This is a genomic window from Streptomyces sp. NPDC043746, from assembly GCF_056436485.1.
The window spans coordinates 42401-64801 of the sequence record NZ_JBWKCM010000027.1 but is presented as its reverse complement, the minus strand read 5'-3'; the positions used below and the strand labels follow the sequence as shown (position 1 = coordinate 64801).

The window sequence follows — 22401 nt, the reverse complement described above, 5'->3', positions numbered from 1 at the left end:
CCGGAGCCGGTCACGGCCGATATCGGTCACCGAATGGTCTACACGGATCGACACTCTTCTGGCAAGATCGAAGCCGCTGCCGGGGAATGAGGGAGCCAAATTCCGGTCATTACTCTGCGTATTCACAGTGCAAGTGTCACCCCTTCGCAAGCGACAACTCAGACGCCGAGGCCGAACCCACCCCGGCAGGAAGGAGAAGCGAAACCGGTGAACGAGAAAGCCTCCGTGATGGACGGCCGGCCGACCGAGCGCGTCGAGGCCGGCATCGGGGACGCGGCCACCGGCCCCCGCCCCCAGTCCGCGGACGCGGCCGTGGAGGACGCCCTGCGCTTCTGGCAGCAGATGTCCCTCGCCGCCGTCCCCGACGGCGCCCCCGAACCTCGGCGCATCGACCTGCCCGGGGAACTGCGCGACGCGCTCGCCCTGCTCGAGGCCTCCGCGGAGGGCTCGCTCCACGGCGGACCCTCCGTACCCTCGGCCGGCGCGCTGTACCCGTACGAGACCTACGTCGTCACGTACGGGCCCAACGGGCCGCGGGTCTTCTCGGTGGCCGTCACCCGGCGCGGCTGCCGCCTGCTCCACGAGGGGGAGCAGGTCGCCGACGCACTGGCCCGGGGCGGGCTCGCGCTCCCGTCGCCCGAGGGCTTCCTGGTCCTCATCGCCGTACGGCCGTGGATGTCCATCCGCAAGTACGACGACCGGGGCTACCTCTACGCGCAGCTGGACGCCGCCCATCTCGGCACCCACCTGCTCTGCCTGGCCGGCCGCGGCCACCGGCGCGCCCAGTGGCTGACCAGGGCGGCCACCGGCCCCCTCGGCACCCTGCTGCGCCTGGACGAGCACCACCTCGCCCCCCACAGCGTCCTGCTGGTGGCCGACCGCACCGGCACGGGGCAGCCGTCCGTATCCGGCTGGACCTGCACGGACTGGCGGGGCATACCGCCGGTGCCCCGCGTCAGGAACGGTTCCGAGGCCCGATGCTGGCGCGGCCTGCTGCCACGCCTGCAGAGCCCGCCGGCCCCCTCCGCCGCCCCGCGTCCGCGCCCCCTGCTCGCCCCGGAGCGCGACGGCGAGGCCCACCCGCCGGCCTCCGGCACCCTGGCGGGCCTCGCCGCCCGGCGGCGCTCGGCCAAGGACTTCGGCGACGCCGAACTCCCGCTGCCGCGCCTGCGGGAGGCCCTGTCCGCCCTGGGCACCCCGCTGGTCACCGACCTGCCCGCGTCCCCCGGCTTCGGCGCCACCCTGGTCGCCCGCCGCGTCACCGGACTCGCCCCCGGCGCCTACCCGGTCCTGGGCAACGGCAAGATCGCCGCCGAACCCACCAGCACCACCCACGCGAGCGCCGAGGACATCGTGCGCTTCTGTATGGGCCAGGAGCAGCTGCGCCACACCTGCGCCGCCGTCGTCTTCCACGCACGGCACCAGAACATCTTCCGGCACGGCATGCGCGGCGTCGACGAAGCGCTGCTGCGCTCCGGGGCTCTGGCCCACCTCGTCTACCTCGGAGCCACGGCCACCGGCACCGCGGTCACCACCATCGGCGGCTTCGACGCCGGGCGCTGGCACTCCCTGGCGGGCCTCGCGGACGAGGACGAGGTCCTCTACGTCGCCATGCTCGGCACCCCCGGCACCTCCACGGTCAAGATCGACCGCCTCCAGCCCGCCCACGCCCACGGACAGCGGTGACGGCCGTGCTCACCGACCTCCTCACCCACACCCTGTGCGAGCACGGCGGCGCACCCGCCGTCGCCGACCGGCACACCACCCTGACCTACCGCGAACTCGACGCGGCCGCGGACCGGTTCGCGACCGGGCTCGCCAACCTGCCCACCGGCCGCGACCGGCCGCGCGTCGGCATCCAGGCCGCCAACTCCGCCGACTACGTGGTGGCGTACCTGGCCGCCCTGCGGGCCGACTGCGTGCCCTTCCTCATCGACCGGGCTGCCGGACCCCAGGAGACCGAGGGCATCCAGCGTGGCTGCGGACTCGACCTGCTGGTTCACGAGGAAGCCACCCCGGTGCCCGGCCACGGCTCCTGGCTCGCCGCTCCGGGCTCCCTGCACATCACCCGCTTCCCCGAGGTGGCGGACCGCCCCGAGCTGCACCGGGAGACGGAGGTCTGCCGCTTCACCTCCGGCTCCACCGGCTCCCCCAGCTGCATCGAGTTCCGCGGCGAGGCCGTCTACCGCGCAGCCGCCAACTGGGCCGAGGGCACCGGCCTTTCGGGCCAGGACACCATTCTGTGCTTCGCCTCGCTCTCCAACGGCCTGGCGTTCAACACCTCCCTGCTCTCCACGTTCCTCGTCGGCGCGTGCCTGCGCCTGGGCAGCGGACTGCCGACGGCGGGGGCGGTCACCCGCACCCTGCGCGACAGCGGGGCCACCCGCCTCATCGGCTTCCCCGCCCTGTACGAGTCGCTGATGCGCAACGGGTCGGGCCCCGGACCGCTGCCCGAACTGCGCATGGCGATCTCGTCCGCCGCACCCCTGGATCCACGCACCAAGCGGCTGTTCGAGGAGAGCACCGGCGTGCCGCTGCAGAACTACTACGGCATCGCCGAGGCCGGGCCGCTCACCTTCGCCGCCGACCCGCGCACCGACCCCGGCCTCGGCCAGGCGCTGCCCGGCGTCGAACTGCGTGCCGGCGCCGCCGGGGAGCCGGGCGTCGTCTCGGTCAGGAGCCAGTCCATGGGGACCCGCTACCTCAACGCCCCCGGGGTGCTGGAGCAGCGGATCGACCCGGACGGCTTCTACCGCACGGGCGACGTGGGCCACCTGCGGGACGGGAGCCTCGTCCTGACCGGGCGCACGAGCCAGGTCATCAACGTCGGAGGCCGAAAGATCGATGCCGTGGAGGTCTCCACGGCCCTCGCCGGGGCGCCGGGAGTGGACGACGCGGTCGTCCTGGAGATCACGGACCGGCACGGCACGGCCACCCTCGCGGCGGTGCTCGCCGGAGCCCCCGGCCTCGACCCCGCCGTACCGCGCCGGTACGTCGCCGAGCGCCTCGCCCCGTACAAGGTCCCCAGCCTCGTACGCATCGTGCCCCGCATTCCCCGGGGCACCAGCGGCAAGCCCGCCAGCGCGGAGCTCCGCCGCCTGTTCGACACAGCGCAGGACTTCCAGTGACCACACCCAAGGAGAGCGCAGCCATGACGGCCTCCCCGGACCACATCCGCCCGCACCTTGTGCGCATCGTGCTCAGGTCGGCGGAGGGCGACCTGACCGAACAGGACCTGGCGGCGGCCAACTGGTCGCTTCCCCAGGTCAGTTACTCGTCGTTGGCTTACATTCGCATGATCGACACGGTGGAGAACGAGCTCGGCGTCTACCTCGACCCGGAGGAGGAGAGCGAACACTTCGAGACGATCGACACTCTGGTTGAACTGGTCTGTCGCCACCTGCGCGAAGAGCAGGCCGTCGATGGCTGAGACCGTCCTCGGCGTCTTCGGCACGGGCGCTCTCGCCCGGGCCGTGCACCTGCTCGCCACGGAGGAGGGACTCACCGCCCACCTCCTTGACCCGCGGCGCCCCGAGCAGTGCGACACGGTGCCCGCGCCCGGCGTTCTCGTCGACTGCTCGGCGCCCGAGGCCGTCGCGCGCGCCGCCGCCCTCAGCGCCCGCCTCGACGTCCCCCTCGTGGAGTGCGTCTCCGGGCTCGACGAGCGCCACCTGCGGGCACTTGAGGAAAGGGCCTCCGGCACCGCCGTCGTCCTCGCTCCCAACCTGTCCCTGGGCAACTACCTCCAGACCCGCGCGCTGCGCCTGGTCGCCGACGTGGTCACCACCATGGGCCGCGCCGGGATCACCGGCGCGGTCCCCGAGGCGGCCGTCCTCGAACGCCACCCCGCCACCAAGCGGCACCGGCCGAGCACCACGGCCTCCCGGCTCGCCCGGCAGTGGCAGCGGCACACCGGCCGGCCCGCCGCCGACGTCGCCTCGCTGCGCTGCGGCCCCGCGGTCAGCGACCACGAGGTCCGGCTCACCTGGCCCGAGCAGACCCTGACGCTCACCCACCAGGTGGGCTCGCTCGACGCCGCCGCGGCCGGTGCGATCGGAGCGGCGCAGTGGGCCGTCGGACGCGCCCGCGGTACGTACACGATCCACCAGGTCTTCGACGACCTGCTGGCCACCATGGCGGCCGAGACCGCCGACGACGACCGGGAGGACACCCCGTGACCACGGGCACCGCAACCGGTCCGGCCTCCCGCGCCACCCTTGCACGGGTGCCCGCCCGGCTGGCCGGCCAGATCGCCGCCGGGGCGCGCATGCTCTCCCTCGACGGCCACGACGACTTCAACCAGGGTCAGATATCCGCACGGGCACCCGGCTCCGACACCTTCTTCATCAAGAACGCGCTCTGCGGGTTCGACGAGGCCACTCCCGGCCAGGTGGTGGCCGCGTCCATCGACCCCGACGCCCCCGTCGACCCACTCGCTCCGCCCGAACTCCCGCTGCACCAGGCCATCTACCGGGCGCGACCGGACGTCAACGGCATCGTGCACAGCCACGCCCCGCACACCCTCGTCTTCGGCGCCACGGACCTCGCACTGCGCCCCGTCTCGCACGACGGCGCGCACTTCACCGACGACCTCGCCCTGTTCACCCGGACCAGCAACACGGTCCTGGACCAGGCCACGGGCGACGCCATCGCCGAGGCGCTCGGCGACGCCTCGGGCGTGCTGCTGCGCAACCACGGCGGGGTGATCGTCGGCAAGAGCGTGCGGCACGCCGCGGTCTTCGCCCAGGTCCTGGAGCGGGCCTGCCGCCTGCAACTGCTCGCGGAGCAGAGCGGCGTTCCCTACACCTGGGCCACCGCCGACGACGTCGCCCTCAAGCGGGACTTCATCTACGCGGACCTGTCGGTGCGCTCCTACTGGGACTACGCGGTCCGGCGCGTCAGGCGCGTCTGGCCCGAAGCCGCCACGTGGAGATGAGTCCGGGCCGCCACGCCATCCTCGTGGCCTGCGCCACGACGGCGGCGACGGCGCCCCACGCGCACCTGCTCAGCGCCGAGGAACTGCGCCGGGCACGTGGCTACGCGCCGCACAGGGCTCACGAGTTCACTGCCGGACGCACACTGCTGCGCTGGGCGCTGGAACGCGCCCTGGGACGCTGGACACGGTCCTGCCGCATCGGCACCACCGACCGCGGCAAGCCCGTCCTGGTGGACCTGCCGGGCACCGGCATCAGCGTCTCGCACAGCCAGGGGACGATCGCCGTCGCCGTGGCAGCCGGCTGCGCGGTGGGCGTCGACGTCCAGGTCCCGGTACCGCCCACCCAGGGCCTGCTGCGTCGCTGCTGCTCATCGGCGCAGCAGCGCGAGCTGGCCGCCCTGCCCGCCGACCGGCAGGCCGTCGCGGTCGCCAGGCGCTGGGCGATCCACGAGGCGTGCGCCAAGGCCACCGGGACCACGCCGATCAACCTGCCCGCCCCGCACCCGGGAGCGCTGCTGGCCGACGGCGGAAGCCGACCGGGACTGCGCTGGCGGGTCCTGCACCCCCTGCACGGCGTCGCCGTCTGCGTCGCCTACGACCGGCCGCAGAACCCGGCCACGCTCGCCCTGGCCCTGCTCGCCCCCCACCGGGCGCCCGCACCCCGCCCCCACCCACCGGAAGATGGACCGACGTCACGATGACAGCCCTGCCCCTCACAGAAAGCCTCCCGAGGCACCTGCCGACGGAACAGGACGAGTTCGTCCGCGACCTGCTGGCGCTGACCGGGACACTGGCCGACAAGGAACTCGCGCCGCACGCCGACGAGTTCGAGGCCGCCTCGCGCTTCCCGCGCGACATCCTGCGTACGCTGGGCGGCGCCGGACTGCTGGGCCTGCCGTACCCCACCGAGTACGGGGGCGGCGGCCAGAGCCACGCAGTGCACGTGAGCGTCCTGGAGATCCTGGCCAGGCGATGGCTCGCGGTCGCCCAGTCGGTCAACATCCACGCCCTCGCGTGCTACCCGCTGGCCGCCTTCGGCACCGACGCCCAGCGCGAGCGCTGGCTGCCCGGCATGCTCGGCGGTGAGCAGCTCGGCGCGAACTGCATCTCCGAGGCCGAGGCGGGTTCCGACATCGGGGCCATTTCCTGCACGGCCAGGCGGAGTGAGGACGGCGCCACCTACACCGTCGACGGCACCAAGGCGTGGACCAGCCACGCCGGGCAGGCCGACTTCTACAACGTCTTCTGCCGCACCGGCGGCCCGGGCGTGCGCGGCCTCTCGCTGCTCCTCGCCGACGCCGCCACTCCCGGCCTCGAAGTGCAGCGCCCGGAGAAGAAGATGGGCGTGCGCTCCTCGCCCACCGCCTCGGTGCTGTTCGACGGTGCCGAGGTCGGGGCGGACCGGATGATCGGACGGCCCGGCAAGGGCTTCCTGATCGCCTCCGGACTGTTCGACCGCGGCAGGCTCGGCATCGCCGCCTGCGCGGTGGGCCTCGCCTCCGCGGCACTGGAGCACGCCGTCGCGTACGCGAAGACCCGGCGCCAGTTCGGCCGCCCCGTCATCGACTTCCAGGGCCTTTCGTTCCTGCTCGCGGACATGTCCACGCAGATCGCCGCGGCCCGCGCCCTGGTGCGCGAGGCGGCGCGGACGCTCGACTCCGGTGCGAGCGCGTCGGCGGTCACCGCCGCCGCGGCCCGCGCCAAGCTCTTCGCCACCGACACCGCGATGCGGGTCACGACGGATGCCGTCCAGGCGCTCGGCGCCTACGGCTACGTCGAGGACCACCCGGTCGAACGGTGGATGCGCGAGGCGAAGCTGCTCCAGATCATCGAGGGCACCAACCAGATCCAGCGCGTCGTCGTCGCCCGGTCCCTGTAACCCGCCGACCCGAGCTCCGAGGGAGGAACAGCATGTCAGCACACCAGTCCCGGGCGGCGGTCGAGGGCCCAGGCGATGTCCCGGCCGCCGTCGACGTGGTCGTCGTCGGCAGCGGACCGGCGGGCGCCGCGTACGCCCACCAGATCCACGCGGCGCAGCCCACGGCCCGCGTCCTGCTGGTCGAGGCGGGCCCCGTGCTCACGGACCCGCCGGGCCGACACCTGACCACGATCACCGACGCCGGGGAACAGCAGCGCGCCCGGGTCGCCGCCCAGGGCCCCCACCAGCGTCCGTACGCGACGGCCGCCGCCTCGGCCGTCGCGCACAACCAGAGCCCGGAGGAGCGCGCGCGGGCCCTCGTCGACAGGCCGGGCATGTTCGCCGTGGGCTCCGGCGACCTGACGGCCGACGGCCTGCCCGCGGCCCAGCAGGTATGCGGCGTGGGTGGCATGGGCACCCTGTGGTTCGGTGCCGCCCCGCGCGCCGGTGAGGACGAGCGCGTCGGCTCTGTGCCCCCCGCCGAGCTCGCCGAGGCGTACGAGACCGCGGAACGCCTGCTTTGTGTGGACAGTACCCAGTGCGACGACTCGCCCTTCGCCGCGCATGTGCGCCACCTGCTGGGCCGGGAACTCGACCAGGGACGCGCCGCCGACCGCACGGTGCGGGCCATGCCCCTGGCCGCCACCCGCGTCGGCGGTGAACTGCGGCGCCACGGTACGGACGTCATCCTCGGGGAACTCCCGACGGGGCCGGGCAGCAGCGTCGAACTGCGCGCGAACACCCTGTGCGAACAGGTCCTGGTGCGCGACGGGAGGGCTGCCGGCGTGCGGCTGCGCGACCGTGGCACCGGAGGCAGCCAGGTCGTGGGCGCCGACTACGTCGTGGTGGCCGCCGACCCACTGCGCACCCCGCAGCTGCTGTTCGCCTCGGGAGTGCGTCCGCGGGCGCTCGGCCGCTACCTCAACGAACACCCGCAGGTCTCGGTGATCACCGAGGTCCACGGGTACGCCGCGGCCGAGGGGGAGTGCGAGCCGCCCGGCGGGGTCACCTGGATCCCCTACGAGGGCCGGCGCTACCCCTTCCACGGCATGCTGACCCGGATCGACCCCGCCACCGTGTCGAAGGGCGCGCGGGCCCGGGAGGCGGACGTCCCCCTCGTCGCGGTGCACCTGTTCACCTCCCAGCGCCCGCGGCCCGACAACCGGCTCGAGTTCAGTGACACGGAGCGGGACTGGGCCGGCATGCCCGCCATGACGATCCACCACACCCTCGACGAGGAGGACCGCGCGACTCTCGCGGAGGCCGAGCAGGAGGCGCTGCGGCTGAGCAAGGTCCTGGGCCGCCCCGCCGAGGGCGAGCGGGCCTGGGTCCTGCCCTCGGGCAGTTCCCTGCACTACCAGGGCACCGTGCGCATGGGCGAGGACGACGACGGCACCAGCGTCTGCGACCCCGCGGGGCGGGTGTGGGGCGTCGACAACCTCTACGTCGCCGGCAACGGCGTCATCCCCACGCGTACGGCCTGCAACCCCACCCTCACCAGCGTCGCGCTGGCCGTCATCGGGGCCCGCGACATCGCACGCCGCATCAGCGGCACCGGGAGCGCCGCGTCCGCGGTCGCCGCCGCGCCGCAGGAAGGGCAGGACACGTGATCCACACCCAGCTCGGCCGCACCGGCCTGCGCGTCAGCCGCCTGGCACTCGGCACCGTCAACTTCGGCGGCCGGGTCGAGGAGGACGAGGCGCTCGACCTCATGGACCACGCCCTCGACCGGGGCATCAACCTGGTGGACACGGCCAACACCTACGGCTGGCGCGTCCACAAGGGCCACACCGAGGAGGTCATCGGCCGCTGGCTCGACAAGGAGCCGGGCCGTCGCGACCGCGTGGTCCTGGCCACCAAGGTGGGCGACCCGATGGGCGACGGGCTCAACGACGGCGGGCTGTCCGCCCGGAACATCGTCGCGGCCTGCGAGGCGTCGCTCAGGCGCCTGGGCACGGACTGGATCGACCTCTACCAGATGCACCACATCGACCGTTCCGTGCCCTGGGACGAGGTGTGGCAGGCGATGGACCTGCTGGTGGCCCAGGGCAAGGTCCGCTACGTCGGGTCGTCCAACTTCGCCGGCTGGGACATCGCGTCCGCCCAGGCGGCCGCCCAGCGCAGGAACGCCCTGGGCCTGGTCTCGGAGCAGTGCGTCTACAACCTGGTCACCCGGTACGCGGAACTGGAGGTCATCCCCGCCGCCCGGGCCCACGGCCTCGGCCTGCTGGTCTGGTCGCCCCTGCACGGCGGGCTCCTGGGCGGCGTCCTCGCCAAGCAGCGCACGGGCACGGCCGTCAAGTCCGCCCAGGGCCGCGCGGCACAGGCCCTGCGGGAGCAGTACGACACCATCCACGCCTACGAGCAGCTCTGCGCGGAGCACGGACTCGACCCGGCCGTCGTGGGCATGACCTGGACGCTCTCGCGCCCCGGGGTGACCTCCGCGGTGATCGGCCCGCGCACCCGGGCCCACGTCGACGGCGCGATCCAGGCTCTCGAACATCCCCTGCCCGAGTCGCTGACGTCGCGGCTCGACGAACTCTTCCCTCCCGTGGGCCGCGGCGGCTCCGCCCCGGACTGCTGGCTCTCCTGAACCTCACGCACACGGAACGAAGCGATAAGGAAGCACACTCCCATGAACGAGAACAAGTACACCGACCCGCGGATCGTCCCGCACGAGTCCGCGCGGGACCGCGACGCCCGCGAGCGCCTGACCAAGCTCCTCGTCGACACGCCGATCCCGCCGGAGTACCTGATCGACAACCTGCCGGTGTACCTGCGCCGCCAGCAGCTCGCCGACCTGCTGTCCATGGACGCCCTCTACCGCATGCTGCCGGAAGTGCCCGGCACCATCATGGAGTTCGGCGTGCTCCACGGCCGCCACCTGGCGACTCTGACGGCCCTGCGCAGCATCTACGAGCCGTACAACTCGCTGCGCCGCATCGTCGGCTTCGACACCTTCACGGGCTTCCCCGACGACATCAAGGACGTCGACAAGGTGAGCACCAGCGCCGTGCCGGGCCGCTTCGCCACCCCGGACGGCGAGGTCGACCACCTGCGCGAGGTGCTCGCCGCACACGAGGCCACCGAGCCCTTCGGGCACACCCAGCGCTCCTTCGTGGTCCAGGGCGACGTCCGCGAGACGGTCCCGCGCTACCTGGAGGACAACCCGGAGACGGTCATCGCGATGGCCTACTTCGACCTGGACCTGTACCAGCCGACGAAGGAACTCCTGCTGGCCATCAAGCCGCACCTGACCAAGGGCAGCATCCTGGCCTTCGACGAGCTGGCCCACCCCAAGTGGCCGGGGGAGACCACGGCGCTGCGCGAGGTCTTCGGCCTCGACATGGCCCCGCTGCGTCAGCTGCCGGGCCGCGAGCCTCCGGTCATCTACATGAAGTGGGGCGAGTGACCGCAGGTGCGGGCGGTGAGGGTGGGGGCGGTCCGGCCACGCTCCCACCCTCACCCTGACTCCGGCCACCGCTGCCCCCGGCACGCGGGTGACCGCCGGAGAAACCGGCTTCCGGGTACGGGCCGGCCGGTTCCTCCTCGTACGACGGGGCCACCCCCTATAGCATCATGATCCGTCTATATAGATGAACGACTATCGTTCATGCGGGAGGGGCTCCCCGTACACCGGGAGTTCACATAGACGGCCTTCGATCTAGTTGTCCGAACGGGGCGCGCCGCGCACCGGATCCAGAACGCCGGGGCATCCGGCAGACACGAGGGTCGAGAGTCGTGAACATTTCCACTTCGCTGCGCCGGGCGAAGGCTCCCCTGGCGCTGACGGCTGCTGTGATGCTGGCCGCGAGTGCGTGCGGAGGCGGCGACGCGGGTTCGAAGGGTGACGGGGGCGAGGGCGGCAACGGCAAGGAGCTGTCCGGCAAGGTGCTGATCGACGGCTCCAGCACGGTCGCCCCGCTGTCCAGTGCGGCATCGGAGCTGTACGCGGAGGAGCAGCCGAAGGTCCAGGTCACCGTGGCCACCTCGGGCACCGGCGGCGGCTTCAAGAAGTTCTGCGTCGGCGAGACCGACATCTCCGACGCCTCCCGTCCGATCAAGGACGAGGAGATCAAGACCTGTGAGCAGAACGGCATCAAGTACGAGCAGTTCTCCGTCGCCAACGACGCGCTGAGCGTCGTCGTCAGCAAGGACAACGACTGGGCGACCTGCCTGACCACCGCGCAGCTGAAGAAGATCTGGGAGCCCGGCTCCAAGGTGAACAACTGGAACCAGGTCGACCCGAAGTTCCCGAACGAGCCGCTGAAGCTGTTCGGTCCGGGCACCGACTCCGGCACCTTCGACTACTTCACCGACGAGATCAACGGCAAGGAGGGTGCCTCGCGGACCGACTACAGCGGCAGCGAGGACGACAACGTCATCGTCACCGGAGTCTCCGGCACCAAGGGCGGCCTGGGCTACTTCGGCTTCTCGTACTTCGAGGAGAACAAGGACAAGCTGAAGGCCGTCGCCGTCGACGGCGGCAAGGGCTGCGTGGACCCGAGCGCCGCCGCAGTCCAGGACGGCACGTACAGCCCGCTCGGCCGGCAGCTGTTCATCTACCCGTCGGACGCCGGACTGAAGAAGCCGCAGGTCCTGAACTTCGTCGAGTTCTATGTGGCGAACCACAAGAAGATCGCCGAGGACGCCCAGTTCATCCCGCTCAACGCCCAGCAGGAGAAGGATCTCCAGGTCGCCCTCGACAAGCTCAAGGCAGCCGCCAAGTGACGAGCTCCACTACCCCGTCCGCCGCAGGGACCGGTACGCGGTCCCTGCGGCGGGCCCGCCCGCGCTACGGCGAGGCCGTGGTCAAGGCCCTGCTGCTGGTGTCCGCGCTGGTCTCGGTCGCCACCACCGTCGGGATCGTCATCTCGCTGGTCCCGCCCGCGGTGGGCTTCTTCCAGCAGGTCAGCCCGGTGGAGTTCTTCACCGGCACCGAATGGACCCCGCTCTTCGCCGAAAAGAACTTCGGCGTGCTGCCGCTGGTCGCCGCCACCCTCGCCATCACCGGCATCGCGCTGCTGGTGGCCATCCCCGTCGGCCTCGGTGCCGCGATCTATCTGAGCGAGTACGCGCGCCCCCGCGTCCGCAAGGTCCTCAAGCCCAGCCTGGAAGTGCTCGCCGGCATCCCCACCGTCGTCTACGGCTTCTTCGCCATGGCGTTCATCACCCCGCTCCTCCAGGGCCTGCTGCCCGAGGGCTGGCAGCCCGAGGTCCGCAACGGCCTCTCCGCCGGCCTTGTCATGGGCGTGATGATCGTGCCGACGATCGCCTCGCTCACCGAGGACGCCCTGTCCGCGGTGCCGCACTCGCTGCGCGACGGCGCCTTCGCCCTCGGCTCCGGCAAGCGCACGGTCTCCGTCCGCGTCGTCGTCCCCGCCGCGCTGTCCGGCATCGTCGCCGCCTGCGTCCTCGGCGTCTCCCGCGCGGTCGGCGAGACCATGATCGTGCTCATCGCGGCCGGTTCGAAGCCCGACTTCACCCTGAACCCGCTGCACGAGATGGAGACGATGACCGCGTTCATCGCCCGCGCCGCCTCGGGTGACGTGCCGGTGGGCTCGATCGCGTACGACACGATCTTCGCGGTCGGCGCGCTGCTGTTCGTCGCCACCTTCCTCATGAACCTGTTCAGCATCCGTCTGGTGCGCAAGTACCGGGAGGTGTACGAGTGACCACCGCCCCCGCCCGGACACCGGCACCCGTCCGCAAGCCCGAGCGCGGCCGGCTCGCCGGGCCCCGGTTCCGGCCCAGCGAGACCCTGTTCCGCTGGCTGCTCCTGGCCTGCCTCGCCGTCGGCATCGTCTTCCTCGTCTCCCTGCTCGCCTACGTCCTCATCGAGGCGTGGCCCCGCCTGGACCCGAGGCTGTGGGAGAACTTCCCCTCCGTCCGCCGCCCCGAGAACGCCGGTGCCCAGTCCGCCATCTTCGGCACGCTCTGGGTGATCTCCTTCACCGCGCTGTTCTGCCTGCCCACCGGCATCATGGCGGCGATCTACCTGGAGGAGTACGCCGACCCCGACCGCTGGTACAACCGGCTGATCGAGCTGAACATCCAGAACCTGGCCGCCGTTCCGTCGATCATCTACGGCATCCTCGGACTCGGCCTGCTGGCCCGGCAGTTCGCCCTCGGCACCACCGTCCTGACCGCCGCGCTGACTCTGTCGCTGCTCGTCCTGCCGGTGGTCGTCATCGCCTCGCGCGAGGCGATCAGAGCCGTACCGCGCTCCATCCGGCAGGCGTCCCTCGCGCTCGGCGCGACCCAGTGGCAGACGATCCGCCGCCAGGTCCTCCCGGCCGCCGTGCCCGGCATCGCGACCGGCTCGATCCTCGCCCTGTCCCGCGCGATCGGCGAGGCCGCACCGGTGATCATGCTCGGCGCGGTCACCTTCGTGATGTTCAACCCCGAAGGCCTGCAGAGCTCCTACACCGTGCTGCCGGTCCAGATCTACAACTGGATCAGCCAGTCCCGCGAGGAGTTCCACCACCTCGCCTCCGCGGCCATCATCCTGCTCCTGGCGATCCTGCTCCTGATGAACGCCGCCGCCATCTGGCTCCGCAACCGCTACTCACGCCGCTGGTGACCCCATGACCTCGACCACCACTCCATCACCACTGGAGGCCACCATGACCCCACCCTCCGACGCCACCGCCGGCGGCACCACCCGGGCCGGCGCGAAGTCCCCGGACGTCGCCTTCCGCGAGGCGCCCGAACTGACCAGCCCCGTGTTCGAGGTCGGCGGCCTGTCCGTCTTCTACGGCGACCACGAGGCCGTACGGGACGTCAACATGACCATCGGCGAGCGGCAGATCACCGCGATGATCGGCCCCTCCGGCTGCGGCAAGTCCACCGTCCTGCGCTGCTTCAACCGCATGAACGACCTCGTGCCCGGCGCCCGCGTGGCCGGCAAGGTCCGCTACCACGACGAGGACCTGTACGGGAAGGACGTCGACCCGATCGAGGTCCGCCGCCGGATCGGCATGGTCTTCCAGAAGCCGAACCCGTTCCCCAAGTCCATCTACGACAACATCGCCTACGGTCCCCGGGTCGCCGGGACGAAGGGGAACCTGGACGACCTGGTCGAGGAGACCCTCACGCGCGCCGCGCTGTGGGACGAGGTCAAGGACAAGCTCAAGGGCTCCGCGCTCGCGCTGTCCGGAGGCCAGCAGCAGCGGCTGTGCATCGCCCGCACGATCGCGGTCAAGCCCGAGGTGATCCTCATGGACGAGCCCTGCTCTGCCCTGGACCCGATCGCCACGGCCAAGATCGAGGACCTCATGGAGCACCTCGCCCAGGAGTACACGATCGTGATCGTCACCCACAACATGCAGCAGGCCGCCCGCGTCTCGCACCGCACGGCCTTCTTCACCGCCGACGTCGACGACCACGGCGTACGCCACGGCCGGCTCGTCGAGTACGACGAGACCGCCCGGATCTTCAGCGCACCCGCCGACCAGCGCACCGAGGACTACATCTCAGGCCGCTTCGGCTGAGCCGCCCCACGCCTACCGGCCTTTGCGCGCCGCCACCGTGAAGGAGAACCACGGGTGACCCCCGACGCACCACGGCCCCCGCGACCCGACGCACCGCGCGGCGGGGGCGGCAAGGCCCACACCAACGGACCGGGCCTGCTCCTGGCCGAGCCGGACCTCGTGCTCGCGGGCCGAGCGGTGGCCCGCTTCGAGGGCGCAGGCGTCTTCGTGACCGTCTGCCACGACGGCGCCGAGGCCCTGCTCCAGGCCGGCGCCTGCCGCCCGGCCGCCATCCTGCTGGCCGCACCGCTCCCCGCGGTCGGCGCCGCGCAGGTCACCGAACTGATCGCCCGACTCCACCCGGTCCCCGTCATCGTCGGGGCCGGGCCGGACGGAGTGGACGAGGCCACCGCCGCACTCGCCGCCGGGGCCGTCGCCATCGTCGCCCGGCCCTATCGCACCGAGGAGATACTCCCGCTGCTCACCGCCGACAGGGCCGCGGGAGACGGCTCGGCGGCCCTCCTGACCGTCGGCGACATCGAGCTTGACCCGGCCGGCTTCCACGTCCATGTACGCGGACGCTCGCTGAGCTTGCCGGTCCGTGAATTCCAACTGCTGCGCTATCTGATGCAGAACCCGAACCGGGTCATCAGCCGGGCCGAGCTCACCCGCGCGCTGTGGGGCACCGACGCCCTGGACAGCAACACCCTCACCGTCCACGTTCGCCGGGTACGGAACAAGCTCCGTGACGATGCGGGCAGTTGCTGCACCATCGACGCGATCCGCGGCATGGGCTACCGGCTCGAATGCAGCGCCGACCGGACCCCGGCGCCCTCGGGCGCCTGACGCGGAAGGCACGACCGCCGAGCTCCCGCACTCCGCGGCGGGTCACGCGCTCGCGGCCTGCTCGGGCGACAGCTCGCGGACCAGACCCTCGACCCTCGCCGCCAGAGCATCCCGCACGGCCCGCGCGCTCTCGATGTCCAGTCCGCCGAGATCGGGAAGGTCCCAGTCGAGGTATCGGCGCCCGGGCTGTACGGGGCAGGCGTCGCCGCAGCCCAGGGTGACCACCACGTCCGCGGCCTGGAGGGCCTCCGACGTCAGCGGCTTGGGGAACTCCTCGCCCACGTCCAGGTCCGCTTCCGCCAGGAGCCGCCGTACGACCCGCGAGATGTCGCCGGCGGGCGCCGAGCCCGCCGTGGTGACGGTGACCGCGCCGGCGGCACGGTGACGCGCGAGGGCTGCGGCCGGCTGAGAGCGTCCGGCGTTCTCCGTGCACACGAACAGCACCTCGGGGACCGGCTTGGGACTGAGTCCCGCCCCGCGGGCCAGGGCGCTGAGCCGCTGGTCCGCGAAACGTTCGACGAGTGCGGGCAGATGGGTGCGTACCCGTGCGCGGCCCGAGAGGAGACCGGCGCACTCCGCCACGTACCGCTCGACGGTCTCGCGGGAGAACGACCGGTGGTGACGCGCGGCCGGCCGCCGGGTGATGCGGTCGAGCAGCGCGCTCGTGCTCCGAAGCGGCGGCATCGGCCGCCCGAGGTGAGTCGACTCGCCCACGGTGCCCCTCCTCGGTCCGGCCCGCGGGCCCCCGGTCGGCCCCCTCGCCAAAATAATAGATGTGTGTCTATGTTCTGACCGGGCGGAAGTGAAAGTGAACGGTCGGTGAACTCATGCCATGGCCATCTTCCGGGGAGGTGTTCCGTGCGCCGTCGCTCGTATGGTGAATAGATGGCTATCACTGCAATGGACGCGTCGCAGGACGTGCGTGCCCCGGAGACGGAGGCGTGCAACCCTCATCTCGCCTGCCTCCTGATCGACCGCGAGGAGGCGGAGCGGCTGGCGGCGGTGCTCAAGGCCATCGCCGACCCGACCCGGTTGCAGATACTGCGGCTGATCGAACGCTCCCCGGCGGCGGAGGCGTGTGTCTGCGACCTGACGGAGTGCCTGGGGCTGCGGCAGCCCACGGTCAGCCACCACTTGAAGATCATGACCGAGGCCGGGCTGCTGAAAAGGGAGCGCCGTGGCACCTGGGCCTGGTACTCGGTCGACCGTGACGGCCTGCGCCGGGTCCGGGACATCCTCGACCCCGAGACGGCCTGACCCGGCCGCATGACGAAAGCAGGCCCTGGTTCCGCCATGTCGCACTACGGCGGGACCAGGGCCTGCTCTCGCTCCCCGGCAGCGTGCTCCGGGGGCTCAGTCCGAGAGGAAGCCCTCCAGCTCCCGTACGAGGTCGGCCTTGGGCTTGGCGCCGACGATGGTCCGGGTGACCTCGCCGGCCACGTAGACGTTCATCGTGGGGATCGACATCACGCCGTACTTCATGGCGGTGTCGGGATTCTGGTCGATGTCGAGCTTGACGACCTCGATCGTGTCGCCGTGCTCGGCGGCGATGGCCTCCAAAGAGGGCGCGAGCCGACGGCACGGGCCGCACCACTCGGCCCAGAAGTCGACCAGGACGGGCTTGTCGCTCTTGAGGACGTCGGCTTCGAAGGAAGCGTCGGTCACGGTCTTGAGGGCCACGGGTGCCTCCTCGTGGGGTGTGTGGTGCGGTTCGGTCCGCGTCAGGCCGTGGCTGCGGCCATGGCCGGGGCCTTGTCGGCGAGGGCGGCGAGGTAGCGCTCGGCGTCGAGCCCTGCCGCGGCACCGGTTCCGGCGGCGGTGATGGCCTGGCGGTAGGTGTGGTCGACGACGTCCCCGGCGGCGAAGACGCCGGGAAGGTTCGTGCGGGTGGACGGGGACTCCACCGCGATGTAGCCCTCGTCGTCGAGGTCTATCTGGCCGGTGAACAGGTCGGTGCGCGGGTCGTGGCCGATCGCGATGAACAGGCCGGTGGCCGCCAGGTCGCGGGTCTCGCCGGTGAACGTGTCGCGCAGGACGACGCCGCCGAGCATGCCGTTCTCCTCCTTGATCCCGGCTATCTCGCTGTCGAACACGAAGGAGATCCGGTCGTCGGCGAAGGCGCGGTTCTGCATGACCTGGGAGGCGCGCAGGGTGGAGCGGCGGTGCACGACGGTGACCGACCTGGCGAAGCGGGTGAGGAAGGTGGCCTCTTCCATGGCGGTGTCCCCGCCGCCGACCACGACGATGTCGCGGTCACGGAAGAAGAAGCCGTCGCACGTGGCGCACCAGGAGACGCCGCGGCCGGACAGCTCGTCCTCGTTGGGCAGGCCGAGTTTGCGGTAGCCGGACCCGGTCGCGATGATCACGGACCGGGCCCGGTGAACGGTACCGGCGGAGTCGGTGAGCTCCTTGATCTCGCCGGTCAGGTCGACGGAGACGATGTCGTCGTCGATCATCTCAGCGCCGAACCGCTCGGCCTGGGCGCGCATGCTCTCCATGAGGACCGGCCCGTCGACACCGCCGGGGAAGCCGGGGAAGTTCTCGACCTCGGTCGTGGTCGTCAGCGAGCCGCCGACGAAGACCGAACTGCCGAACAGCAGCGGCTGGAGCTGCGCGCGGGCGGTGTAGAGGGCGGCTGTGTATCCGGCGGGGCCGGATCCGATGACGATGACGTTCCGGACCTCGCTCACGCGGTCTTCTCCGGGGCGATCTCCTCGATCAGGCCCTCGACGAGCTTCCGGATCTCGTCACGGATCGGGCGGACGGCCTCGACGCCCTGGCCCGCCGGGTCCTCCAGCGTCCAGTCCAGGTAGCGCTTGCCCGGGAAGACGGGGCAGGTGTCGCCGCAGCCCATGGTGATGCAGACGTCGGACGCCTGGACCGCCTCGACGGTGAGGATCTTCGGGGTCTCGGCGGTGATGTCGATGCCGACCTCGCGCATCGCCTCGACGGCGGCGGGGTTGACCTGGTCGGCGGGGGCGGAGCCGGCGGAGCGGACCTCGACGCGGTCCCCGGCCAGGTGCGACAGCCACGCGGCCGCCATCTGGGAACGGCCGGCGTTGTGGACGCAGACGAACAGGACGGAGGGCTTCTCGGACACGGCAGGTCTCTCTTGTCTCGCGACGAAATCAGGCGCGACTGAAATCAGCACCCGGTGGTGTCATCCACCACTGATGTGAGAGTATCAGTCCATGATGACGTCAGTCGACACTGAACTGATCCGGGTGCTGGGTGATCCGTTGCGCCTGCGGATCGTGACCCTGCTCGCCCGCGAGATGCTCTGCACCACCCACCTCGTGGAGGAGACCGGTGCCCGGCAGACCAATCTCTCCAACCATCTGAGAGTGCTGCGCGAGGCCGGAGTCGTGGAGACCGAGCCCTGCGGCCGCTTCACCTACTACAAGCTCCGCCCGGACGTCATCGCCTCCCTTGCCGGCCAGTTCGCCGACCTGGCCGAGTCCGCCCGTACCGCAGCCGAGAACAAGAGGGCCTGTCCGTGACCCCCACCCAAGCGCCCGCGACGACCGAGGAGCCCTCGGTCGTCGCGAAGCTTTCGACGCTCGACCGCTTCCTCGCCGTCTGGATCCTGATCGCCATGGGTCTCGGCCTCGGGCTCGGCAGGCTGATCCCCGGCCTGAACGACGCGCTCGCCAAGGTCGAGATCGGCGGCATCTCCCTGCCCATCGCCGTGGGCCTGCTGATCATGATGTACCCGGTCCTGGCCAAGGTCCGCTACGACAAGCTCGACGCCGTCACCGGCGACCGCAAGCTGATGGTCTCCTCGCTGGTCGTCAACTGGGTCCTCGGCCCGGCGCTCATGTTCGCGCTGGCCTGGATCTTCCTGCCGGACCTGCCCGAGTACCGCACCGGCCTGATCATCGTCGGCCTGGCCCGCTGCATCGCCATGGTCATCATCTGGAACGACCTCGCCTGCGGCGACCGCGAGGCGGCGGCCGTCCTCGTCGCCCTGAACTCCGTCTTCCAGGTCATCGCCTTCGGTGTCCTGGGCTGGTTCTACCTCGACCTGCTGCCCGGCTGGCTCGGCCTCGGAGCCGGCGAGACGCTCGACATCTCCATGTGGAAGATCGCGCTCAACGTCGTCATCTTCCTCGGCGTCCCGCTGGTCGCCGGCTTCCTGACCCGCCGTATCGGCGAGAACACGATGGGCCGCCAGTCCTACGAGCAGAAGTTCCTGCCCAGGATCGGGCCCTGGGCCCTGTACGGCCTGCTCTTCACCATCGTCATCCTCTTCGCCCTCCAGGGGAAGACCATCACCTCCCAGCCCCTGGACGTCGTCCGCATCGCGGTGCCGCTGCTCGTCTACTTCGCCGTGATGTGGTTCGGAACCTTCCTGCTCGGCAAGGCGATCGGCCTGAACTACGACCGGACCGCCACGCTGGCCTTCACCGCCGCGGGCAACAACTTCGAGCTCGCCATCGCGGTCGCCATCGCCACCTTCGGCGTCACCTCCGGCCAGGCCCTCTCCGGCGTCGTCGGCCCGCTCATCGAGGTCCCCGTCCTCGTGGCGCTGGTGTACGTCTCGCTGGCCTGGCGGAAGAAGTTCGCGGCCCCGGCGATGACGGCCCCTCAGGGGAAGTAGCACGTCGTACGGGATCATCCGACTGCCCCGCTGCTCGCAGCGGGGCAGTCGCGCACGAAGGGATCACCTGGCATGAACAGGCGCCACGACGTGGTCGTCATCGGCGGTGGCCAGGCCGGGCTCGCGGTCGGCTACCACCTGCGGCGCCTCGGCCTGGACTTCGTCATCCTCGACGGCCGGAGCACGCCGGGTGGTGCGTGGCGGCACACCTGGGACTCCCTGCGCCTCTTCTCCCCGGCCGCGTACTCCTCACTGCCCGGCCGGATCATGCCCCCGCAGCCCGGGGAGACGTACCCGGCCGCGGCCCATGTCGTCGACTACCTGACCGACTACGAGCAGCGCTACGAACTCCCCGTCGTCCGCCCCGTCCGCGTCGATGCGGTCCACCGCGACGGCGACGGCCTCCGGGTCGAGGGCCCAACGGGGACATGGCGTGCCCGTACCGTCGTCAGTGCCACCGGCACGTGGTGGCGCCCCTTCCTGCCCGCCGTCCCCGGGCGGTCGCGGTTCCGGGGCACCCAGCTCCACACGGTGGACTACCGCAAGCCCGCCGACCTCGCCGGCCAGAAGGTGATCGTCGTCGGAGGCGGGAACTCCGGTGCGCAGATCGCCGCCGACCTCGCGTACGACACCGACCTCACCTGGGTCACCCAGCGCCCCGCCCGCTTCCTCGCCGACGACATCGACGGCCGCGCCCTCTTCGACGCGGCGACCTCCCGTCGTCGCGCCCTGGACGAGGGGCGCACCGACACCGGTGGCGTCGCCTCCCTCGGCGACATCGTGGTCGTCCCACCCGTACGCAGAGCCCGCGACGCGGGGCTTCTCAGGGCCCAGCCGATGTTCACCCGCCTGACCGCGACCGGCGTCGAACGGGCCGACGGCACGACCGCGGAGGCCGACGCGATCATCTGGTGCACCGGATTCCGCCCCGCCCTCTCCCACCTCGCCCCGCTCGGTCTGCGCGGCCCGCGCGGCCACATCCCCACCGCGGGTACCCAGGCCCTGCGGGAGCCCCGCCTCCACCTGCTCGGCTACGGCGACTGGACCGGCCCGGCCTCGGCCACGCTGATCGGCGTCGGCCGCCCCGCCCGCGACGCCGCCCGGGCGATCGGGGAACTGCTCGGACGTCCCTGAAGCCCCCGGCCGACCGGGCGGCCCTGCCGCCCCCTCGGCGACGGAACGGCGCTGCGTCGTCGTCCACGGGGCTGGGGTCCCCCGGAGCTCTCCGTTCTGCGCGTGTTCAGCGCTGCCGCAGCGGCCGACGGTGCTGACCGCCGCTTCATATATCGTCTATCGATATCGGAATCCGTAAGAGGTGCGGCCGGGCCGCGGAGGAGTGAGCCATGAGCACGCCATCGACGCCCGCCGGCGTTCCGCATGAGCTGCGGCGACGGCTCGGCCTCTCCGATGCCGTGGTGATCGGCCTGGGGTCGATGATCGGCGCGGGGATCTTCGCCGCCCTGGCCCCGGCCGCGCAGGCCGCCGGGTCCGGGCTCCTCCTCGGCCTCGCGGTCGCCGCGGTGGTGGCGTACTGCAACGCCACGTCCTCCGCCCGGCTGGCCGCCCGGTACCCGGCCTCCGGCGGAACGTACGTCTACGGCCGCGAACGGCTCGGCGACTTCTGGGGCTACCTCGCGGGCTGGGCCTTCGTGGTCGGCAAGACGGCGTCCTGCGCGGCCATGGCCCTCACGGTCGGTTCGTACGTGTGGCCGGGGCAGGCGCACGCGGTGGCGGTGGCCGCCGTGGTGGCGCTGACCGCGGTCAACTACACCGGGGTACAGAAGTCCGCGTTGCTGACCCGGACCGTCGTCGCCGTGGTCCTGGCGGTGCTCGCCGCCGTGGTCGTCGCCGCCTTCACCTCCGGCGGGGCGGATGCCGCGCGACTGAACGTCGGTTCGGATGCCACGTTCGGCGGCGTACTCCAGGCGGCGGGGCTGCTGTTCTTCGCGTTCGCCGGGTACGCCCGCATCGCCACCCTCGGCGAGGAGGTCCGCGACCCCGCGCGCACCATCCCCCGAGCCATCCCGATCGCGCTGGGCATCACCCTGGTCGTCTACGCCCTGGTCGCCGTCTGCGTCCTCCTGGTGCTGGGCCCGCACCGACTGGCGGACACCACCGCGCCGCTGTCGGACGCCGCGCGGGCCGCGGGAGCCGACTGGCTGGCCCCGGTCGTCCGTGTCGGCGCCGCCGTCGCCGCGCTCGGCTCGCTGCTCGCGCTGATCCTCGGCGTCTCCCGTACGGCCCTGGCGATGGCCAGGGACCGGCACCTGCCGCACACCCTGGCCGCCGTCCACCCCCGCTACCGGGTGCCCCACCGGGCCGAGCTGGTGGTCGGAGCCGTGGTGGCGGTCCTCGCCGCGACAGCGGACGTGCGCGGGGCGATCGGGTTCTCCTCGTTCGGGGTGCTCGCCTACTACGCCGTCGCCAACGCCTCCGCATGGACGCTCACCCGGGCCGAGGGCCGTCCGCCCCGCCTCGTCCCCGTGGTCGGGCTGGCCGGCTGTCTGGTCCTGGCCTGCGCTTTGCCGGTCCCTTCCGTCGTCTCCGGGGCCGCCGTGCTGGCCTTCGGCGCCGTCGTCTACGGCATCCGTCGCGCCGCCGCTGCCCGGCCGAAGCCCTGAGGGGTCTC

24 protein-coding genes are annotated in these 22401 nt (G+C 71.9%); 20 read left to right on the top strand and 4 right to left on the bottom strand.

Annotation, left to right across the window (positions count from 1 at the left end; translation table 11 throughout):
- Positions 1 to 207 precede the first annotated feature (207 nt).
- The 15 genes from AC0682_RS25210 to AC0682_RS25140 all read left to right on the top strand — a co-directional run bounded on the left by AC0682_RS25210 (position 208) and on the right by AC0682_RS25140 (position 15172).
- Positions 208 to 1686 carry a nitroreductase family protein gene (locus AC0682_RS25210; RefSeq protein ID WP_478535237.1) on the top strand — a complete coding sequence of 493 codons (1479 nt, stop codon included), beginning with the start codon at positions 208 to 210 and terminating at the stop codon, positions 1684 to 1686.
- Positions 1687 to 1691: 5 nt separating this feature from the next.
- On the top strand, positions 1692 to 3128 hold the full coding sequence (locus AC0682_RS25205) for a class I adenylate-forming enzyme family protein (RefSeq protein ID WP_478535236.1): 1437 nt from the start codon (positions 1692 to 1694) through the stop codon (positions 3126 to 3128).
- Positions 3125 to 3430 carry a hypothetical protein gene (locus AC0682_RS25200; protein ID WP_478535234.1) on the top strand — a complete coding sequence of 102 codons (306 nt, stop codon included), beginning with the start codon at positions 3125 to 3127 and terminating at the stop codon, positions 3428 to 3430. The genes AC0682_RS25205 and AC0682_RS25200 overlap by 4 nt, the downstream gene beginning before the upstream one ends.
- Complete coding sequence (locus tag AC0682_RS25195) at positions 3423 to 4178, top strand: dihydrodipicolinate reductase C-terminal domain-containing protein (RefSeq protein WP_478535233.1); 756 nt, start codon at positions 3423 to 3425, stop codon at positions 4176 to 4178. The genes AC0682_RS25200 and AC0682_RS25195 overlap by 8 nt, the downstream gene beginning before the upstream one ends.
- Positions 4175 to 4936: a class II aldolase/adducin family protein gene (locus tag AC0682_RS25190; protein WP_478535232.1), complete on the top strand. Its 762-nt coding sequence runs from the start codon at positions 4175 to 4177 to the stop codon at positions 4934 to 4936. Before AC0682_RS25195 ends, AC0682_RS25190 begins: the two co-directional genes overlap by 4 nt.
- The gene (locus tag AC0682_RS25185; RefSeq protein ID WP_478535272.1) at positions 4933 to 5637 is read left to right on the top strand and encodes a 4'-phosphopantetheinyl transferase family protein; all 705 of its coding nucleotides are present in this window, start codon (positions 4933 to 4935) and stop codon (positions 5635 to 5637) included. Before AC0682_RS25190 ends, AC0682_RS25185 begins: the two co-directional genes overlap by 4 nt.
- Positions 5634 to 6815, top strand: a complete 1182-nt coding sequence (locus tag AC0682_RS25180) for an acyl-CoA dehydrogenase family protein (RefSeq protein ID WP_478535231.1) — start codon at positions 5634 to 5636, stop codon at positions 6813 to 6815. The genes AC0682_RS25185 and AC0682_RS25180 overlap by 4 nt, the downstream gene beginning before the upstream one ends.
- A 32-nt stretch (positions 6816 to 6847) precedes the next feature.
- Positions 6848 to 8464 (top strand): GMC oxidoreductase, encoded by a 1617-nt coding sequence (locus AC0682_RS25175; protein ID WP_478535230.1) that lies wholly within the window; start codon positions 6848 to 6850, stop codon positions 8462 to 8464.
- Positions 8461 to 9447 (top strand): aldo/keto reductase, encoded by a 987-nt coding sequence (locus tag AC0682_RS25170; RefSeq protein ID WP_478535229.1) that lies wholly within the window; start codon positions 8461 to 8463, stop codon positions 9445 to 9447. The genes AC0682_RS25175 and AC0682_RS25170 overlap by 4 nt, the downstream gene beginning before the upstream one ends.
- Positions 9448 to 9489: 42 nt before the next feature.
- Positions 9490 to 10266 carry a class I SAM-dependent methyltransferase gene (locus AC0682_RS25165; RefSeq protein ID WP_478535228.1) on the top strand — a complete coding sequence of 259 codons (777 nt, stop codon included), beginning with the start codon at positions 9490 to 9492 and terminating at the stop codon, positions 10264 to 10266.
- A 329-nt stretch (positions 10267 to 10595) separates the two neighbouring features.
- The gene (locus AC0682_RS25160; protein ID WP_478535226.1) at positions 10596 to 11585 is read left to right on the top strand and encodes a PstS family phosphate ABC transporter substrate-binding protein; all 990 of its coding nucleotides are present in this window, start codon (positions 10596 to 10598) and stop codon (positions 11583 to 11585) included.
- Positions 11582 to 12529: a phosphate ABC transporter permease subunit PstC gene (gene pstC / locus AC0682_RS25155; protein ID WP_478535224.1), complete on the top strand. Its 948-nt coding sequence runs from the start codon at positions 11582 to 11584 to the stop codon at positions 12527 to 12529. Before AC0682_RS25160 ends, pstC begins: the two co-directional genes overlap by 4 nt.
- A complete protein-coding gene (pstA, locus tag AC0682_RS25150; protein ID WP_478535223.1) occupies positions 12526 to 13437 on the top strand; it encodes a phosphate ABC transporter permease PstA in 912 nt (303 codons plus the stop codon). Before pstC ends, pstA begins: the two co-directional genes overlap by 4 nt.
- A 43-nt stretch (positions 13438 to 13480) precedes the next feature.
- Positions 13481 to 14347: a phosphate ABC transporter ATP-binding protein PstB gene (gene pstB / locus AC0682_RS25145; protein ID WP_478535271.1), complete on the top strand. Its 867-nt coding sequence runs from the start codon at positions 13481 to 13483 to the stop codon at positions 14345 to 14347.
- Positions 14348 to 14401: 54 nt separating this feature from the next.
- Positions 14402 to 15172 carry a winged helix-turn-helix transcriptional regulator gene (locus AC0682_RS25140; RefSeq protein ID WP_478535222.1) on the top strand — a complete coding sequence of 257 codons (771 nt, stop codon included), beginning with the start codon at positions 14402 to 14404 and terminating at the stop codon, positions 15170 to 15172.
- 42 nt (positions 15173 to 15214) lie between these two features.
- Here AC0682_RS25140 and AC0682_RS25135 read toward each other — a convergent pair whose 3' ends face one another.
- Positions 15215 to 15886, bottom strand: a complete 672-nt coding sequence (locus AC0682_RS25135; RefSeq protein ID WP_478535221.1) for an arsenate-mycothiol transferase ArsC — start codon at positions 15884 to 15886, stop codon at positions 15215 to 15217.
- Between the two features lie 171 nt (positions 15887 to 16057).
- Between AC0682_RS25135 and AC0682_RS25130 the strand changes: the two genes are divergently transcribed.
- Positions 16058 to 16429, top strand: a complete 372-nt coding sequence (locus AC0682_RS25130; protein ID WP_478535220.1) for an ArsR/SmtB family transcription factor — start codon at positions 16058 to 16060, stop codon at positions 16427 to 16429.
- Positions 16430 to 16525: 96 nt separating this feature from the next.
- On the opposite strand, the gene trxA is transcribed toward AC0682_RS25130, so the two are convergent.
- Genes trxA through AC0682_RS25115 form a run of 3 tightly spaced genes read right to left on the bottom strand, consistent with a single transcriptional unit; the run spans position 16526 to position 18272 of the window.
- On the bottom strand, positions 16526 to 16852 hold the full coding sequence (gene trxA / locus AC0682_RS25125) for a thioredoxin (RefSeq protein WP_478535219.1): 327 nt from the start codon (positions 16850 to 16852) through the stop codon (positions 16526 to 16528).
- A gap of 41 nt (positions 16853 to 16893) precedes the next feature.
- A complete protein-coding gene (gene trxB / locus AC0682_RS25120; RefSeq protein WP_478535218.1) occupies positions 16894 to 17862 on the bottom strand; it encodes a thioredoxin-disulfide reductase in 969 nt (322 codons plus the stop codon).
- Positions 17859 to 18272, bottom strand: a complete 414-nt coding sequence (locus AC0682_RS25115) for an arsenate reductase ArsC (protein ID WP_478535217.1) — start codon at positions 18270 to 18272, stop codon at positions 17859 to 17861. The genes trxB and AC0682_RS25115 overlap by 4 nt, the downstream gene beginning before the upstream one ends.
- Positions 18273 to 18363: 91 nt before the next feature.
- Here AC0682_RS25115 and AC0682_RS25110 point away from each other — a divergent pair, with 91 nt between their 5' ends.
- The 4 genes from AC0682_RS25110 to AC0682_RS25095 all read left to right on the top strand — a co-directional run bounded on the left by AC0682_RS25110 (position 18364) and on the right by AC0682_RS25095 (position 22393).
- On the top strand, positions 18364 to 18672 hold the full coding sequence (locus tag AC0682_RS25110; protein WP_478535216.1) for an ArsR/SmtB family transcription factor: 309 nt from the start codon (positions 18364 to 18366) through the stop codon (positions 18670 to 18672).
- Positions 18669 to 19772 (top strand): ACR3 family arsenite efflux transporter, encoded by a 1104-nt coding sequence (gene arsB, locus AC0682_RS25105; protein WP_478535215.1) that lies wholly within the window; start codon positions 18669 to 18671, stop codon positions 19770 to 19772. The genes AC0682_RS25110 and arsB overlap by 4 nt, the downstream gene beginning before the upstream one ends.
- Before the next feature lie 72 nt (positions 19773 to 19844).
- Positions 19845 to 20906: an ArsO family NAD(P)H-dependent flavin-containing monooxygenase gene (locus AC0682_RS25100; RefSeq protein ID WP_478535214.1), complete on the top strand. Its 1062-nt coding sequence runs from the start codon at positions 19845 to 19847 to the stop codon at positions 20904 to 20906.
- A 209-nt stretch (positions 20907 to 21115) separates the two neighbouring features.
- Positions 21116 to 22393, top strand: a complete 1278-nt coding sequence (locus AC0682_RS25095; RefSeq protein WP_478535213.1) for an APC family permease — start codon at positions 21116 to 21118, stop codon at positions 22391 to 22393.
- Positions 22394 to 22401 lie beyond the last annotated feature (8 nt).

Bases quoted from the DNA above. Each gene is read 5' to 3' on its own strand.
- AC0682_RS25165 (WP_478535228.1), top strand. From the start codon at position 9,490: ATGAACGAGAACAAGTACACCGACCCGCGGATCGTCCCGCACGAGTCC.
- pstB (WP_478535271.1), top strand. From the start codon at position 13,481: ATGACCCCACCCTCCGACGCCACCGCCGGCGGCACCACCCGGGCCGGC.
- AC0682_RS25095 (WP_478535213.1), top strand. From the start codon at position 21,116: ATGAGCACGCCATCGACGCCCGCCGGCGTTCCGCATGAGCTGCGGCGA.
- AC0682_RS25110 (WP_478535216.1), top strand. From the start codon at position 18,364: ATGATGACGTCAGTCGACACTGAACTGATCCGGGTGCTGGGTGATCCG.
- AC0682_RS25195 (WP_478535233.1), top strand. From the start codon at position 3,423: ATGGCTGAGACCGTCCTCGGCGTCTTCGGCACGGGCGCTCTCGCCCGG.
- AC0682_RS25175 (WP_478535230.1), top strand. From the start codon at position 6,848: ATGTCAGCACACCAGTCCCGGGCGGCGGTCGAGGGCCCAGGCGATGTC.
- AC0682_RS25130 (WP_478535220.1), top strand. From the start codon at position 16,058: ATGGCTATCACTGCAATGGACGCGTCGCAGGACGTGCGTGCCCCGGAG.
- AC0682_RS25100 (WP_478535214.1), top strand. From the start codon at position 19,845: ATGAACAGGCGCCACGACGTGGTCGTCATCGGCGGTGGCCAGGCCGGG.
- AC0682_RS25185 (WP_478535272.1), top strand. From the start codon at position 4,933: ATGAGTCCGGGCCGCCACGCCATCCTCGTGGCCTGCGCCACGACGGCG.
- AC0682_RS25180 (WP_478535231.1), top strand. From the start codon at position 5,634: ATGACAGCCCTGCCCCTCACAGAAAGCCTCCCGAGGCACCTGCCGACG.